The 15,812-nt window shown below is 45.9% G+C and carries 13 protein-coding genes and 1 pseudogene; 6 read left to right on the top strand and 8 right to left on the bottom strand.

Annotated features, from left to right (window positions below):
- Positions 1-98: 98 nt before the first annotated feature.
- From B3157_RS09345 to B3157_RS09330, 4 genes are all read right to left on the bottom strand, one after another.
- Entirely contained in the window at positions 99-2,258 is a 2,160-nt protein-coding gene (locus B3157_RS09345; RefSeq protein ID WP_292590230.1) for a Tex family protein, read from the bottom strand.
- Positions 2,251-3,195 carry a pyruvate kinase gene (locus tag B3157_RS09340; RefSeq protein ID WP_099829571.1) on the bottom strand — a complete coding sequence of 315 codons (945 nt, stop codon included), beginning with the start codon at positions 3,193-3,195 and terminating at the stop codon, positions 2,251-2,253. Before B3157_RS09340 ends, B3157_RS09345 begins: the two co-directional genes overlap by 8 nt.
- Positions 3,196-3,362: 167 nt before the next feature.
- Positions 3,363-4,265 (bottom strand): HD-GYP domain-containing protein, encoded by a 903-nt coding sequence (locus tag B3157_RS09335; protein WP_214060859.1) that lies wholly within the window; start codon positions 4,263-4,265, stop codon positions 3,363-3,365.
- Between the two features lie 139 nt (positions 4,266-4,404).
- Complete coding sequence (locus B3157_RS09330; RefSeq protein WP_214060860.1) at positions 4,405-4,782, bottom strand: hypothetical protein; 378 nt, start codon at positions 4,780-4,782, stop codon at positions 4,405-4,407.
- 176 nt (positions 4,783-4,958) lie between these two features.
- Here B3157_RS09330 and B3157_RS09325 point away from each other — a divergent pair, with 176 nt between their 5' ends.
- Together B3157_RS09325 and B3157_RS09320 are read left to right on the top strand one after the other, a co-directional pair.
- On the top strand, positions 4,959-5,579 hold the full coding sequence (locus B3157_RS09325; RefSeq protein WP_214060861.1) for a cyclase family protein: 621 nt from the start codon (positions 4,959-4,961) through the stop codon (positions 5,577-5,579).
- Between the two features lie 14 nt (positions 5,580-5,593).
- Positions 5,594-6,526, top strand: coding sequence for an MBL fold metallo-hydrolase (locus B3157_RS09320; RefSeq protein ID WP_214060862.1), 933 nt, complete (start codon positions 5,594-5,596; stop codon positions 6,524-6,526).
- A gap of 360 nt (positions 6,527-6,886) precedes the next feature.
- On the opposite strand, the gene dctP is transcribed toward B3157_RS09320, so the two are convergent.
- Positions 6,887-8,362, bottom strand: a complete 1,476-nt coding sequence (gene dctP, locus B3157_RS09315) for a TRAP transporter substrate-binding protein DctP (RefSeq protein ID WP_214060863.1) — start codon at positions 8,360-8,362, stop codon at positions 6,887-6,889.
- Positions 8,363-8,628: 266 nt separating this feature from the next.
- On the opposite strand from dctP, the gene B3157_RS09310 reads away from it, so the two are divergent.
- Positions 8,629-10,020, top strand: a complete 1,392-nt coding sequence (locus B3157_RS09310) for an MATE family efflux transporter (protein ID WP_292590229.1) — start codon at positions 8,629-8,631, stop codon at positions 10,018-10,020.
- Here the strand turns inward: B3157_RS09310 and B3157_RS09305 are convergent.
- The gene (locus B3157_RS09305) at positions 10,017-10,922 is read right to left on the bottom strand and encodes an isoaspartyl peptidase/L-asparaginase family protein (RefSeq protein WP_214059987.1); all 906 of its coding nucleotides are present in this window, start codon (positions 10,920-10,922) and stop codon (positions 10,017-10,019) included. The genes B3157_RS09310 and B3157_RS09305 overlap by 4 nt on opposite strands.
- 158 nt (positions 10,923-11,080) lie before the next feature.
- Positions 11,081-11,947 (bottom strand): MurR/RpiR family transcriptional regulator, encoded by an 867-nt coding sequence (locus B3157_RS09300; protein ID WP_214059986.1) that lies wholly within the window; start codon positions 11,945-11,947, stop codon positions 11,081-11,083.
- A gap of 283 nt (positions 11,948-12,230) precedes the next feature.
- Between B3157_RS09300 and B3157_RS09295 the strand changes: the two genes are divergently transcribed.
- Genes B3157_RS09295 through B3157_RS09285 form a run of 3 tightly spaced genes read left to right on the top strand, consistent with a single transcriptional unit; the run spans position 12,231 to position 15,485 of the window.
- Complete coding sequence (locus B3157_RS09295) at positions 12,231-13,211, top strand: ABC transporter substrate-binding protein (RefSeq protein WP_214059985.1); 981 nt, start codon at positions 12,231-12,233, stop codon at positions 13,209-13,211.
- A 59-nt stretch (positions 13,212-13,270) separates the two neighbouring features.
- Positions 13,271-14,965, top strand: coding sequence for an ABC transporter permease (locus B3157_RS09290; protein WP_214078931.1), 1,695 nt, complete (start codon positions 13,271-13,273; stop codon positions 14,963-14,965).
- 4 nt (positions 14,966-14,969) lie between these two features.
- Positions 14,970-15,485 carry an ABC transporter ATP-binding protein gene (locus B3157_RS09285; protein WP_292590228.1) on the top strand — a complete coding sequence of 172 codons (516 nt, stop codon included), beginning with the start codon at positions 14,970-14,972 and terminating at the stop codon, positions 15,483-15,485.
- A gap of 49 nt (positions 15,486-15,534) precedes the next feature.
- Here the strand turns inward: B3157_RS09285 and B3157_RS09280 are convergent.
- Positions 15,535-15,812 (bottom strand): annotated as a pseudogene (locus B3157_RS09280) (IS1634 family transposase); the annotation flags it as partial.

The raw sequence follows: 15,812 nt of genomic DNA, 5'->3' as shown, positions 1-15,812 counted from the left end.
GGGTACCGAGTAAGCATACTCGGTCGATCTTCGAACAGTTGCTTAGGGTCAAGAGTCCCTATATCGATTGAGTTGTGTCCAACGATTTCACGAATTGCCTAACTTCGAGATTCGTTGCTGCCGGAAAGCAACTCCAATCCAATCCTCATTCTCTTGGTGTCAACTTCAAGCACTCTAACTTTCACGATCTGGCCGACGCTCAAGACTTCAAGTGGATCCCTAACTCTTCTTCCCATCTTGCTTTTGTGAATCAGACCGTCCTGTTTGACTCCAATGTCTACGAAGGCGCCGAAATCTACGACGTTGCGGACGGTTCCTTCAAGTTCCATGTCTTTAGACAGGTCTTCCATCGAAAGCACGTCGGTCCTCAGAATCGGTTTCTCCAGCTCCTCTCTTGGGTCTAAACCGGGCTTTTTCAGCATCCCTATTACTTCTCTCACAGTGATCTGGTTAAAACTGTTTTCCCTTGCCAGAGCTTCGGGATCGATTTGATCAAGCAATTCAGTAATCTCATCTTTTCTGTCGAAGAGCTCTTCCGGGAGCAACTCTACGCTTTCAAGGATGAATCTGGCGATCTCGTAGCTCTCTGGATGGACAGAGGTTCCGTCAAGAGCTTCGGATCCATTGATTATTCTGCAGAATCCCGCCGCCTGCTCGAAGGCCTTTGGACCCAGACCGGAGACTTCCAGGAGCTCCTTCCTGTTCTTGAAAGAACCGTTCTCCGCCCTGTATTTGACGATATTCAGAGCGGCCCGTGAGTTCAGACCGGAAATGTATTTCAATAAGTGCTCCGATGCAGTGTTGAGATTGACTCCTACAAGATTGACAACGGACTCGACCTCTCTGTCGAGGGTCCTCTTCAGTTCTGACTGATTTACATCGTGCTGATACATACCTACTCCAATAGCTTCAGGCGAAATCTTCACATATTCGGCGAGGGGATCTTGAACTCTTCGGGCGATCGATATAGCCCCCCTTGTTGTTACGTCCTCATCCGGGAATTCCTCAATTGCGACTTTTGAAGCCGAATAGACAGATGCGCCCGACTCGGTGACTATCATATACTTGACAGGAAGATTGTGTTCTCTAATCAGCCTGCTCACGAAGAGTTCGGTTTCCCTTGACCCCGTGCCATTACCTATAGATATAAGCTCGACATTCAACGTGTTTATCGCCTGAACAACTTTCATCGATGAACCGACGTAGTCATTCTTTGGAGGGGTGGGAAAGATCACGTCATGATAAAGAAGGGAACCGTCCTTTCCGATGACTGCAAGCTTGCACCCGGTCCTATAACCGGGGTCAACACCCATTACCACCTTCTCGCCGAGAGGAGGCTGAAGAAACAGGTCTCTCAGATTTCTGGCAAATACATGGATTGCCCTGCTTTCTGCTTCTTCTCTTATCAGATTTCTCACTTCTCTTTCTATCGAGGGCATGAGAAGTCTGGAGAAGGAATCGACCGAAGCCTCAATCAACTCTTCATAGTAGGCGAGATAGTCTCTCCATCCCAAGAGATCTCTCAAAGTTGGAAGGATATCGTACGGGAGCTCCAGTTTCAGCGAAATAATCTCCTCACGCTCTCCTCTGAAAAGAGCGAGAATTTGATGGGCTACCAGTCTTGATATTGGCTGAGAGAAGTCGTAGTAATCTCTGTAGACTTCACGCTCATCCTCCTTTTCCGTTCGGGAGCTCTTGATTATCCCCTTCTCCTTAAGTAGACTTCTTAGCTTTTCTCTTACTGCCACTTCCTGAGAGAATTCTTCGGCAAGTATATCTCTGGCTCCTTCGAGTGCATCTTCGAGCTTGAGGATTTCCTGTTCTGCATTTATGAAAGTGAAGACAAAAACCTCATCTTTGATTCTCGAAGATTTAAGGAAATCCGCTAGAGGCTGGAGCCCTTTCTCCCTTGCCTTGTCGGCTCTGGTCTTCTTCTTTGATTTGAAGGGAAGATAGAGGTCCTCAACTAACTGAAGATTCTTTGCTCCTTTGATGCTTGCTTCCAGCTCATCAGTAAGCTTGCCTTTTTCCTCGATTATCCTAAGAACCTCATCTTTTCTGGAACTCAGTTTTTTCGAATACTCGAGAGCATCGGAAATCTCTCTTAACTGTATCTCATTTAACTCTCCAGTCTTTTCCTTTCTGTATCTAGCGATAAATGGAATCGTCTTCCCTTCTTCGAGCAGTTCGACTGCGTTTTCTACTTTCCATCTTGGTAAAGCCAGCGAGTTGGCGATGTCCAATATTATCTCATTCATCCGAAGTAACCTCCAGAACGGTCTTAATTGTCTCAATAGGGAAGGAACCGTAAGCAGTTTCATTCGAGAGGACGACACCTGAAAACCCCTTTCTCTGAACGTCCTTTAAGTGGCACAGTTCACTCCTCGTAGCGAAAGGGTGTTCTACCATGTGCTCCAGAACCTCCCCTGCCATCAGAACCGGCTTGTAAAGATCATTAATATTTGCCGAAAAATAGTCATAGAAGTCTACAAGCCCTCTCGGCCCCAGCTGCGCTCCGAGATCTCCACGGCATAACCAGAGCTCGTCGCTTGAAGCGGAGATTTCCTCGATTTTCGAGAAGGGTAGCTCCCTTTCGATCTTCGATGCCACAGCTCTTCCGGAAAGATCCTTCAGTTCGATTACTTCACTTGGACTTGAGACGAATGAAAGAGCGTATCTTATGAAGTCATATTTCTTAGTAGTCAGCACAATTTCTATGTCTCTCGATGAAAGCTCGATCTGATTTATGGGGTGCGGCGAGATGTTCATTCCTTTGGAAGGTCTTATTGTTCCTCCTCTCAGGACCATAGCTCTTGCGCAATCGGCTTCCGTCTTTAGCACCTGGAGTTCTATTCTGCCATCTTCTATGGAGACTTTAATCCCCGGGGAGAGATATGACAAAGATCTCGGGTCTATCAGTATACCCCTGAGTTCCGAACATTTACTACCCAGAATCACCTGTTCTCCGGCCTTTAGTTCGATTACCCGCTGGCTGCGCGATAGTCTAAGCTTTGCTCCCTGGAGATCAATATACAATGGAAGCGAGCAGTTTTCCTCGTAGTAAGACACGAACTTCTGGAGGTCCTCAAGAGTCACATGTGATGAGTTTATTCTTATCGCCGAAGCCCCGGCCATCTCTACAGACTTGAGGAGTTTCCTGTCACTTATAGTAACAACGATCGAAAACGCTCCCATACTGATCACCTCTACTGAATTATATCAGTAACACCATTTGAGGCCTCTGCCTTTTGAGGAAGATGAAGCTACCGAATCTTTAATATGGCTCTTTCTTACATCAGGTAGGTGGGAAATTGAGGTAGTTATCGGCTAATACGGGATCGTTCAATACGCAAGATATTAGACTAAACAAGTCCTTCCCGAATGCAGCTCTCAAGAGCGCTCACAACCTCGGGATCATATTGGGTGCCCGCCTGGGACTTCAGTTCCTCAAGAGCACCCTTGCAGCTCATTGCATCTCTGTACGGTCTTCGCGACGTCATTGCGTCAAATGAGTCGGCTACAGCTACTATTCTGGCCTCCAGCGATATTTCATCTCCCTTCAATCCGTCGGGATATCCGGAGCCATTTACGCGTTCGTGATGATGTCTGATGATGTCGTGAGTATCTTCTAGAAAGCTGTTTTTTACCATCTGACAGCCAAACACCGGGTGAAGCTTAATTCTCTCGAACTCCTCTTTGGTTAATCTTGAGGGTTTCTTCAGTATCGAGTCCTCGATTTCGATCTTTCCGATGTCGTGGAAAAGGGCTCCCATCGCTATGTTCTCTTGCTTCTCGGGAGGGACGCCTAGCTTTCTTGCTATGGCAAGCGATACATCTCTGACTCTTTTCCCATGTCCGTGGGTGTATGAGTCCTTTATCTCAACTTGAGAAAGAATACTCTTCATCACCGAGATATTCTTGCTGATGTGCTTGAACAAAGGTCTTGAAGAAATATGCAGAAGCTTGACATCCGTTTGGGGTTTCAGCTCAACTGGAGCCTTAAGATTGTGGGCGTAGAAGTAGTCGCCATGGCCAAGATGAACTTCTTCATCGGAGGAGTTGCAGGAAATCTTTCCTTCGATCACATAATAGAATTCAAGAAGATCTCCACCCGCAAAGGTATCCAGAAAAGTGACGACTCCCGACTTGAGTTCATAAACTGAAATCTCTACTCCGTCGCCGTGAGCCAGAAGAGACAGAGAAGAGTTTTTTTGGACAACCGTTTCGATCGCTTCGTTAGATTTGCAGACTTTGAACCCTTCCATTCATTCCCCCAAAAAGAGCATCACAATAAAAACTATAATCTAGTACAGTGTATCACAAAAGACGCATAGTTTGCCTAAAACGAAAAAATGCCGTAGATGACTACGGCATCTAAAGCTCACTTTAACTCGCATGACTTGATTAGTCGTCGATAATCAGTATCGGATCTATTAGAAAGACCTTGTAGCCGAGCTTCACCGGTACATAGTAACAGATGGCTTTGCAACCAAGCTCTTCGATTCTCGCTATCGCATCCTGAGAAATTCTCAGAGCCTTACTGGCGAGTTCATTGCCTAGATTGTCTATTAGGGTTTCATATGCGTTTTGTGACATCCCTCTTTCAGTATAATGCACCGTGAATTTCTCGGACTTCTCTACCGCCACTTCAATCAGCGACTCAATCTGTTCGTTTGCAGTGTTGGCTATCTCTTGTGCTAGATCAACCGAGGTAGCGATATCCGCAACGGCAAAAACCGAAACAAGAAGAAGCAACAGCATTAAGGCAATTCCTTTTCTCATTGGTGTCCCTCCTCTCAATGTTTTCGAACGTATTAATCATATCATATAATCTATCGATTTCAAATATTCCGATATGCTCAGCATTACTCTCTCGACATCCCCACCTGATTCTTGATCTGCAACCGGCCTGAGATGTGATATTCTCATACTAGCATGTAGTTCGAGAGGTGAGGACTGTGGAGAAATTCTTCGATCTTTCAAGAGCAATTGAACACGGCCAGGCTGTCTATCCAGGCGATGAAGAGACTGAGTTGATCAGATCCAGGCATCTGGCAAAAGATGGGTTCAACAATCACAGGCTGAGAATAAGTATGCACTCGGGAACGCACATTGACGGACCCATGCATTTGACAGAGTCTTACACATATATTGACGAGATTGATATCGGCAGCTTCATCGGAAAAGGTATTTTACTGGACGTGAGGGGCGAAACGGAGATAAGAATGAAGTCGGAGTATGAAAAAGAAGTACCTCTGGAGGCGATAGTCTTGTTCTGGACGGGCCGTGACGTGTTTTTTGGAAGTGAGGATTATTTCGTCAACAACCCCTATCTGACGATGGAGCTCGCCGAGTTTCTGGTTAAGCGGAGAACCCGGCTTGTTGGTTTCGATTCATCCTCTCCTGACAGGTATCCCTTCGATATTCACAGAATTCTATTCAATGGAGGCTGTTTGATCGCAGAAAACCTCACGGGGTTTGAAAGAATCGCGAACTATGAGCATATCAAAGTCTTTGCGATTCCCCTTAAGATCCATGCCGACTCCTCTGTAGCGCGAGTCTTTGCGGTTGCAGAATAAAGGAGGGTAGAGCTTTGAAGATCCAGCAGATTGGCAGCAGGGGAGTTTTGTTTACCTTTCAGGACGGAGACTCCCCGATGACTGGAGAGACATCCGTTTACTTGATAGAAGGCAGATATCGATTCTATTTGTGTGACACGTTTCTGGGGAACAGATCCATGAGTGTTGTCAAGAACTACATCCAGGAGACTCCCAGAAAGGATCTTGTAATCTTCAACTCACATTCGGATTATGACCACATCTGGGGAAACGGAGCATTCGAAGGGTGCGAAATCGTGGCTCATGAATTTGCTAGGAGAAGAATGGAAGAGAGATGGGATTACGATTTCGAAAATCTAGAGAGATTTCAAGACGGAGAAGTTTTGAAAAGACTTCCCGGCATTACCTTCAGCGATAGACTAGTCTTTGAAGATGACGACATAGAGTTTCGTTATATGCCCGGGCATACGCTGTGTTCTTCAATATGTCTGGATAGAAGAGAGTCGGTGGTCTTCTTGGGAGATCTTGTGGAAGATCCTCTGCCACTTACTCTTTGGAACGATCTGATCACGTTCATGGAGAGTTTGAAGACTATACTTGAATCGTCATGTCAGACAGTTATTTCCGGACACTCTGGCATCGTCGCTGGGAATCTTATAAGAAGCAATCTAGAGTATCTGAAGGCTCTTTTCCTTGGTGAAGAAATAGACGTTGAAGAAGGCGAAGAGACACATTTGTTCAACACGAAGTATCTCGACTTTCTGCATTATGAAGATATCGCAAGAAAAATGCTTGGCGAGAAGTTTGACTTCGTGCAGTTCAAGAGAGAGTTTTGGCAGATGCTTGGAGTGGAAAGGGAATCTTTGAAATTTGAATCGAGATTGATCCGACAGACTCCTTCTGAAAGACTTGAAGAGATCTGGCCCCAATATGAAGAACTGTTGAATAGCAGGAAAGCTTTGGAATGAAAGAGAGTAGAATACTTAGCAGCATATGAATTCGATGGAGGTGAGAATGTTTGGATTTTCGATTATTCCTTATAATTATTAGGTATCACGGCGGTTGTGGGACTGATTATGTACTTCACGATTGCAAGGTGAAACGAGAGCAAAGGTTAATAAACCAGTAGTGATCTTATATCCCGGACAAGCGAACGCTTTCATGATCTCTTTTCCATGACTGGAATCTTTCGGATGTCTTTGCTTGGTCGTATTAAATTACTGCCCCTCAAACGTTCAAAACGAGTGAAGGGCAGCTTGATCAGATAGTAAAACTACTCTAGAGAGGTATCTCGAATCTGCAGAGTATCCTCTTCATTGATTGCTGAGTTACATCCCTTCCGAGGCTGCATGTATTCGGACGTATGTATCTTCACCCCACACGGCAGAGAAACGATTCTGGGAATAGTAGGTTGCCGCCTGTTGTAGCAACCCGGCCTTACATGGTACCAAGACCTGGACACCGTATTTCTGGGCGAGTTCTCCGATTATCTTGGCTTCACGTGCAAGAACTTCCGTTTCCATGTATGATCTCGCTATGTGCAGCGCCTCCAGAATCCAGTTCTTCTGCTTGTCGTTCAGCATCCTCCATGTAGCCTCGCTAATTACCGGGTTGATCGATTCTATCTGATGTCCGGTGAGTATTACGGTCTTTATCGAATCGATGCATTCTTCAGCTGTAATGCATTCAAGAAGCATCTCAGCACCCTGAACCGCACCACAGCTCATTGCTTCCTTTAAAGTGTTCTGACCCATATAGACGGGAGTTGCACCAAGAGCTTTGCAGGCGTCATATGATCCGGGGTAACAGCTTGAGCAGAGTTTCAGCCCCGCAAGTGCTGAAGACTCTTCCATACTTCCTATGGTTTGGTTCAGAAAGAGCTGATGGCTTCCACAATACCAGTTATCGAGGACTCTTATTCCCGTGGCAGCAACTCTGTCGAAAATCTCTGCCATGATTTCACTATCCGTTGCCCTGTCCATGTGTTCCAGGTCCCCAAAGAGATAAGCGGCTGTGAAAATCGAGAGTTCGGGCAGAAACAGAGAGTCAGATATCGTGCACAGGTTACAATCAAATGCCATCAATTCCGTTCCGTTGATTACACCGGAAAGAAGTTCTTTGGAACTACGGTTATTAGTATGAAAGATCCTGACGTAGATGTCTCCTTTGCTGAGAGTGTTTACGGTGCTTGCGAAGACCTTCATCGCCTTAACTTTCACATCATCCAAGGGAGCGGAGGTAAAGGCGCTTATGAATACGCTGTACTCCTCTTCTTCCTCACATTCACTGTAGAAGCCGTCGACTGCTTCTACGGGTTCAGATTCTTCCTTAGATGAAGAGGCAGAAGATGCAAAATAGTAGAATGAGGGATCCCCCTCTTCCTCCCCTTCTCTGTAGAATCCTCTTGCGGCCATATTCTCCAGAGTGATTGGGTCTGTGTCATATCCTTCGTACTTCAAAGAAGAGACCGAAGATGCGAAATAGTAGAATGAGGGATCTTCGTATTCTTCGCCTTCTCTGTAGAAACCTCTGACCTCCATGTTTTCTAAAGTGAGTGACTCTAGATTGTCTGCATTATCTTTGACAGAGGGGACATTCACCACGAAAACGTAGGATTCGTTGACTTCTTCCTCCAGGTAGAACCCTCTCGCCTCCATGTTTTCTTTTTTCAGGGAATCTTCTTCGACTGTCTCTTCAACATTAGGTTCGTACATCTCGTCTATCGGTTCTTCGGAAAAAACGGATACACTAAGCAGTATTATTGAGACTAAGAGAAAACCTGATATTAGCTTCATTCTTCTCATGTAATCTCCTCCTCGGGCCAATGAGGCCTCTTATCGGTTCGATCGCTCTATGTAAGGACGATATATGCCTATCGGTCTTTTCCTATCGCAACGAGAGTATATACCCCTAATAGGCAACAGAAAGGGTACATTTGTAAGTTAAGGAGAACACTTGACAAGAAACCCGGCAAACAGGATTCGTTAGCTATACGTTCCTTGCATGCCTGCCAACTGGACTCGATTAGTGTATTATGATAGCAGGTCGTCTCTGAAATGGAGGGTTTTGCTTGAGATTCAGAAGTTCCCAAGAACGAGCGAGAGCAATGGGGACGATGAAGATCCCTTCGCTTCTCATAGGTCTTTCGATTCCTTCAATAATTGCAATGTTGACAAATGCTATCTACAATCTAGCCGATACTTTCTTCATTGGGCGGATAGGCACAAGCGCCGTAGGCGCAGTTGCTGTCGCTTTTCCGATATTCAATCTGATTGGAGCCGTTGGTCTGACTTATGGCGTGGGAGCGGCTTCGTATGTCTCGCGTTTGCTCGGTGCAGGAGATAAGCAACAGGCCGATAAAGCGGCATCTACGGCTCTATTTACGAGTCTGGCGACCGGGATAGTCTTTACATTGCTTGGATTGATATTCTTGGACCCGCTCCTGACTGCTTTTGGCGCAACTGAGACAATAATGGAATATGCTAGGGAATACACAATGATAATCATTATGGGATCGATCTTCACCATGATGAATATGACCATGAACAACCTAGTTAGAGCGGAGGGTAACGCCAAGAGATTCATGGTTGCCATGGTATCGGGAGCTCTACTGAATGTCGCTCTCGATCCGGTTTTCATATTTGGCCTTGGAATGGGAATAACTGGAGCGGCCGTCGCAACTGTAATCTCTCAGTCTGTTTCGACGATGATAATCCTCGAGTACTTCGTTCGTAAGAAGAGTTACACAAACCTATCTATCAGGCTATATCGGTTCTCGCTCCACATATACTCCGAGATCTTCAAGATCGGATTGCCAACCTTTTTGAGGCAGTCTCTGTCGAGCTTCTCTGTTGCTCTTCTTAACAATGCTGCAGGGACTTACGGAGATCACGCCGTTGCGGCCGTCGGAATAACAATGAGGGTTCTTATGTTGGGTATGATGGTTCTATTCGGATACGGTCAAGCATTTCAACCGGTTGCTGGCTATAATTACGGCGCAAAGAAGGTTTCGAGAGTTTTCGAAGCTCTGAGATTTTCGGTGATCGTGACAACGGTCTTTGCAACGGTTTTTGCCATAATCGGGTTGACAATACCTGGTTCGATTATCAGCATCTTCAGTAATGACCCCGAAGTCATCGATGTGGGTTCCAGGGCCTTTAGGGCGGTAAACATTTTCTTTCCCACATCCGGCTTCGTGATAACCTTCACAGTTTTGTTCCAGGCACTTGGAAAAGGTTTCGCGGCTGGCTTGCTTTCGATGTCGAAGCAGGGGTTCTTCTTGATTCCCGCAGTGATTGTCTTGCCAAGGTTTTTCGGACTCAACGGAGTGATTTATTCTCAAACAGTTGCAGATTTCTTTACACTTTTCATTGCGGCTATTCTTGCATTCATGATCGTTAGAAAACTCAAGTCGCAGAGTAGAGAGCTTCCCGTGGAAGAACAGGGGGCTAGTTACACCTAGAAGATTACAGGTGAATTCCCTTCTCTTATGAAGGCCCAAGACATATCTTTGGCAGTGTGACCAATTCCGATGTTCCCATATCTGTCGATCGCTATGAGTCCACATTCACAGTTGAAGTATCTGGCTCTCTCGAGAGCGATGTCTACGGATTTTTGAGCGGGGTATTGTTCCATGAAGAAGGCGACCAGCCTGCTCAGTGTGAGCTTCATGATCTTTTCTCCATGACCCGTTGCGGAGACTGCACCGAATGAGTCCGCATAGGTTCCTGCTCCCAAAATGGGGCTATCTCCCACTCTACCGAAACTTTTCATCATCATTCCGCCCGTGGATGTTCCGGCGACCATTCTTCCGTGGTCGTCTAGTGCGACCGCACCGCAGGTAGAGTGATATTTCTCGGCTTGTTTTGCCAGCTTGACGCTCTTTCCAAATCTAGTCTTCTCGCCTCTGGCGATTTTTTCAAGTTCTTCTTTCCACTGAAGGTGTCTTTTCGGAACGATCAGTTCATCTTCCCTAGGAAACCCTAGAACTGTAACGAATTCCTCCAGTTCGGCTCCGGCAAGCAAAACATGATCGGTTTGCTCCATGACGGCCCGTGCCACCGTTATGGGATGGAGAATTCTCTTAAGTCCGGAAATCGCCCCCGCATTTAGGTTGTTGTCCATTATCGCAGCATCCATTTCTATATCGCCGCGATAAGTAAGTGCCGATCCCCTGCCACAGTTAAAGGTGGGATCTTCTTCCATCACGGACACGGCGGTAACAACGGCTTCTTCTGCGTTGTTCATCTTCTGAAGAGTTGAGAATCCTTGCTTGACAGCCTCTTCAACTCCTCTTCTGTGTTCATCGGCGTCTATTACGCTACTAAAGCTTCCGGTACCGCCGTGTACAATGATGGCCTTCATGCAAACACCTCGTTTCAGGCAATAGAATCTTCCTTGATGAAAACAAGAACACTCCTCTTTAAAAAGCAATTCAGATGCCGCGGTGGGCTAAGTCAATTCCCCTCTTCGATTCCGTTTTTCTTTTCACAAATTAGAGCCTTCACAAACAAGCGATGAAACTACTTGCTCTTTCCTTCAGTACTTATTGCCTTGTAACCTCTCTCCTCTACCTCAAACAACCTTCTCATCTCCTCCATGCCGGTCTTCTTCTCGCTTAGAATGATGAAGTTCCCTATCATTTCCGCTACTGCAACGGGTCCGACGAAGGAATTGCCAAACAGAAGTGAGTTGTTCTCGCACAAAATCGACGAATAGGCTTTTGAATAGACCGGACAGTCAATGGAATCTGTAACGAGCAGAGTTCTTGCGGTTCTTTCACGTGCAAAGTCGATCATGTATTCCACTTCTTTTGAGTATGGAGGAAAGGTCATAACTATCAGAGCGTCATTTCTTTCCATAAGCTTTATTTTGAAGGAAAAGTCGGAGACCGATCCCGACAACAACCAGGTCGGCTTCCGCTGGAGAACGGAGATTGTGTACCGCATCAACGAAACCACGTGTCTTGTAGCGCCAAAGCCCCCGAAATAGATGTTCCTGGCTGTCCTTATAGTGTCCACCCATTTGTGAAGCTCTTCTTCTCTGATCCCGGACAGAGTGTTTTTGAGATTGTTGATCTCATTCTGTCTTAGCAATTTCAACTGGTTTTCCACCGGAGCCATGTCAAGTTCTGTCGTTGCGATCTTTTCATACGGAGATAGCCTTCTTCTAAGTTCGCGCTGGATAGCCTTTTTCAGTTCATTGAATCCCGAGAAACCGAGACGCCTAGAGAATCTGACTACAGATGCCTTGCTAGCGCAGGCCATAGAGCTGAGTTCTTCAATGGACATGAATCCCACTTGCGAGTATTCTTTGAGAATATAGGTTGCTATCCTTTTGTAAGCAGGCGATAAACCATCTTTTATTTTCGCTATTTCTTCGGATACCATTGTTATCAACCTTTCGGCAAGGAATTAGTTAATCACTTATTTTATGAAACTATCTTTTCATAATAATAGCATAGTGAAACTATATTTTCATAACTGTTTTCGCTGATTTTTGGAAAAAACTGAGATGATCGGTGAACTGTCAAAGCTTGATCTTGATGCTCAATTTCGTGAGAGATGATTTGGTAGATTTGATGTGATCAAGGTCTGTAGGAATTAGTTTGGAAACATTCTACTTAGCAGTTCATGATGATAGAATATAGCTACACTAATAGGAGGTGGATTTATGAAGCGAGTTCTTATCCTTACGATCTTTCTGATGTTAGTAGCAGCGGCCTTTTCAAACCTGGTGGTTTATTCCAGTGTGGATGAGGCAAATGCAAGGAAGATATTGAACGCATTTGTAGAGGAGACCGGAGTCAAGGTAGATTTCGTATTTCTTTCATCCGGGCCGGCGCTTGCACGAATCGAAGCAGAATCAAACAATCCACAGGCAGATGTTTGGTTTGGGGCTCCTTTGGAAAATCACATTATTGCAAAGGAAAGGGGGCTTACGCAGTCTTATAAGACACTGAGCGTGTACGGTGTATCTCCAGAATTCTATGATGTTGAGGGCTATTATCACCCGATTTACATGAATCCTCTTGGCGTTGGAGTGAACACTTCAGTTATTGAGCAGATCAAAGCTTCTGTACCGGAAACATGGGAAGATCTCCTTGATTCTTCATACAGGAGAATGATACAATATCCAAATCCACAGTCTTCAGGAACTGCATACAGTCTGATAACTGGTCTTGTGAAGGTTTACGGTGAAGACGGGGCTTTCGAGTATCTGAAAAATCTCGCTCCAAACATCCAGACCTACACACAGAGCGGAACTGGACCCTCCAAGGCCGTCGGCCCCGGTCAGGTTGCGCTTGGAATTCAGTTCACCCCTGCTTTCTTCCAGTTCATGGAACAGGGATATCCCGTCACCGTGGTTTTCCCTAAGGAGGGCGTACCATACGAAGTGGCATCCGTTTCGATTCTAAAGGGTGCCAGGAATCTCACCGATGCCCAGAAGTTAATTGACTGGGTTGTGTCAAAAGCCGGTCAGCAACAGGTGGTTGATCAAAAAACCTTCTTCTACCCGATCAGGCCAGATGTTGACTTTGGCAGTCTGCAGCCTCTTTCGACCATTAACCTTGTTTCAGTAGATCCATCCTGGGCTGCAGAAAACAAGACCAGACTTATCGAAAGATGGATTAACGAAGTGCTTCCATACTAACGATCACTTAGATTTGCTTTGAGGGGGAGAAATCCCCCTCTTTAATAGGAGGTCGTCCTGTGGCTATAAGGGGAGAAGAAGCAAAAAATAGGTTTCTGAATCTTCTTAGGGATCCAGTTCTGCTTTTGATAATAGTCCTGATATTCGCTGCCCTGGCAATATTCATTGTCTATCCCCTATTCAGGGTTTTCGCGGTCAGTATGACCGACAAGGAGGGCAGATTTGACCTGAGCGCGTACAGCCACGCCTTCTCGAATCGATACATGAGGCAGGGCTTCTTCAACAGCCTTTTGGTGGCTAGCCTTACGGCAATATTCGGAATGCTTGTCGGGTATCTGTTTGCTTACACTCTTAACAGAACGGATATTCCGCTGAAGGGCTTTTTCAGAACCGTTGCCGTTCTGCCGATAGTCTTTCCACCGTTTATTGGCGCACTTTCTATCATAATGCTATTCGGATTCAACGGGATCATTACCGCCGGGATATTCGGGATCAGGAATTTCCCGGTGTACGGTTTATGGGGTCTCATGATGGCCCAGGTGGTCTGCTTTTTTCCGGTTGCCTTCATCACATTGGACGGCGTTATAGGAACCATCAGTCCGACACTTGAGGATGCCGCCTTCAATCTCGGTGCAAATCGATGGCAGGCCTTCAGGAAAGTAATTCTTCCGATGTCGGTTCCGGGTATTGCCAGCACAATGCTCGTTCTATTCATAGAATCGCTCGCCGACTTTGGAAATCCTTTGATTCTTGCAGGCAGCAAATTTCCCGTGCTCTCAGTTCAGGCATACCTGCAAATAACCGGAATGTTTGATACTAGAGGGGGCGCTGCCCTCGCGGTCTGGTTGCTATTCCCTTCCATAGTGGCATTCGTAATCCAGAAGTACTGGGTAGGGAAGAAGAAGTACGTCACGGTTACAGGGAAACCGACGACTTCCGTCCTGAAAAGCGTCAGTAAACCGGTGAAATGGATTCTATTCTCCCTATGTATGTTAATTGCGGTCTTCACGCTGACTATTTATGCAACTATATTCTGGGGAGCTTTCGTTAAGGCGTGGGGGATGAACAACACCTTCACCCTCGAGAATTTCAGATACGTCTTTGATGTTGGACTGGAAGCAATCAAGGACACTCTCATTATTGCTTTCACATCCACACCGATATCTGCCGTTCTTGGCATGATAATCGCGTTTCTTCTGGTTCGTAAAGTCTTTCCCGGAAGAAGAGTCATGGAATTCACTTCAATGCTAAGTTTCGCAGTTCCGGGAACAGTAATCGGAATAGGTTATATTCTTGCATTCAACAAGCCTCCGTTGCTGCTGACTGGTACTTTGGCAATACTCGTTCTCAATTTCGTCTTCAGATATATACCCGTTGGAATACAGTCGGGTGTTGCTTTGCTCAACCAGGTAGATCCTGCGATCGAAGAGGCGGCATATACACTTGGAGCAGATAACAGGCAGGTTTTCACGAAAGTGACGCTGCCCCTTATTATGCCGGCCTTCTTCTCCGCTCTAGTCTTTGCCTTTGTAAGGGCGATGACTGCAATCAGCGCGGCGATATTTCTTGTTTCGGCCAGATGGAACCTGATAACAGTTCAGATACTGAGTCAGAGTGATTCCGGACGTCTATCGGAAGCATGTGCCTTTTCTGTGCTGTTGATCGGTATGATTATGAGCTTCATTCTTATATTGAAGATCTTCCTGAAGAACAAAATCAGTCTATCCAGCGGTGGAACGGCGGGACAGGGGTGATTACATGAGTCTGATTCTGAGAAATGTTAGAAAAGTCTTCACGAGTTATGGTACAGAAACAGTCGCCGTTGACGACTTCGATCAAGAAATCGGGAAGGGGCAGCTTGTGACACTCCTGGGTCCTTCGGGATGTGGAAAGACGACCACATTGAGAATCATTGCCGGGTTCGAAGTTCCGACAAATGGTCGAGTTTTGCTGGATGGGAAGGACGTCACAAACCTGCCTCCCAATAGGAGGAGCATTTCGATGGTCTTCCAGAGTTACGCTCTCTTCCCTCACCTAACTGTGGAGGAGAATATCGCTTTTGGTCTGAAGCTGAAGAGACTTGATAAGAAAACCATGAAGAAAAAGATACGGGAGATGACAGACCTGGTGGGTCTTAAGGGTCTTGAAAAGAGACGGCCCGATCAACTGTCCGGCGGTCAACAGCAGAGAGTTGCATTGGCGAGAAGCCTTGTTATGGAGCCGAGCGTTCTTCTTTTTCTCAACTTTGACAGCAACGAATCTGAAAGCAGCTAAACAAGGGGAAAAATGAAAAGAAAAACAGACGTACCACCACAGTGGTATATTATGCAATCTCTTTGAGTAGATCCGGGGGTCTTATTTTGAGTGCTTTGAAAGCGTCGTAAGCATTGCCCATCATTTCAGTCCTTGCAAGAAAGCGTTTGCCTTCTACCGTTAGCTCAACTGCCCTTATCTCTTTCAAGTCTTCAAGTATTTCTGCGTAAGAGAAAGTACTTCCAATCTCTTTCAGCTTTCTACATAAGGCAGTCTCCATTACAAGCGCAAGGAAACAGATCATTATGTGTCCCTTCACCCTCGCACTTATCATTCCTCTATCGGCTA

The sequence above is a fragment of the Mesotoga sp. UBA5557 genome (assembly GCF_002425715.1).
Lineage (GTDB): Bacteria > Thermotogota > Thermotogae > Petrotogales > Kosmotogaceae > Mesotoga.
The sequence above is the reverse complement of the archived record's forward strand: the minus strand, read 5'-3'. Positions and strand labels throughout refer to the sequence as shown.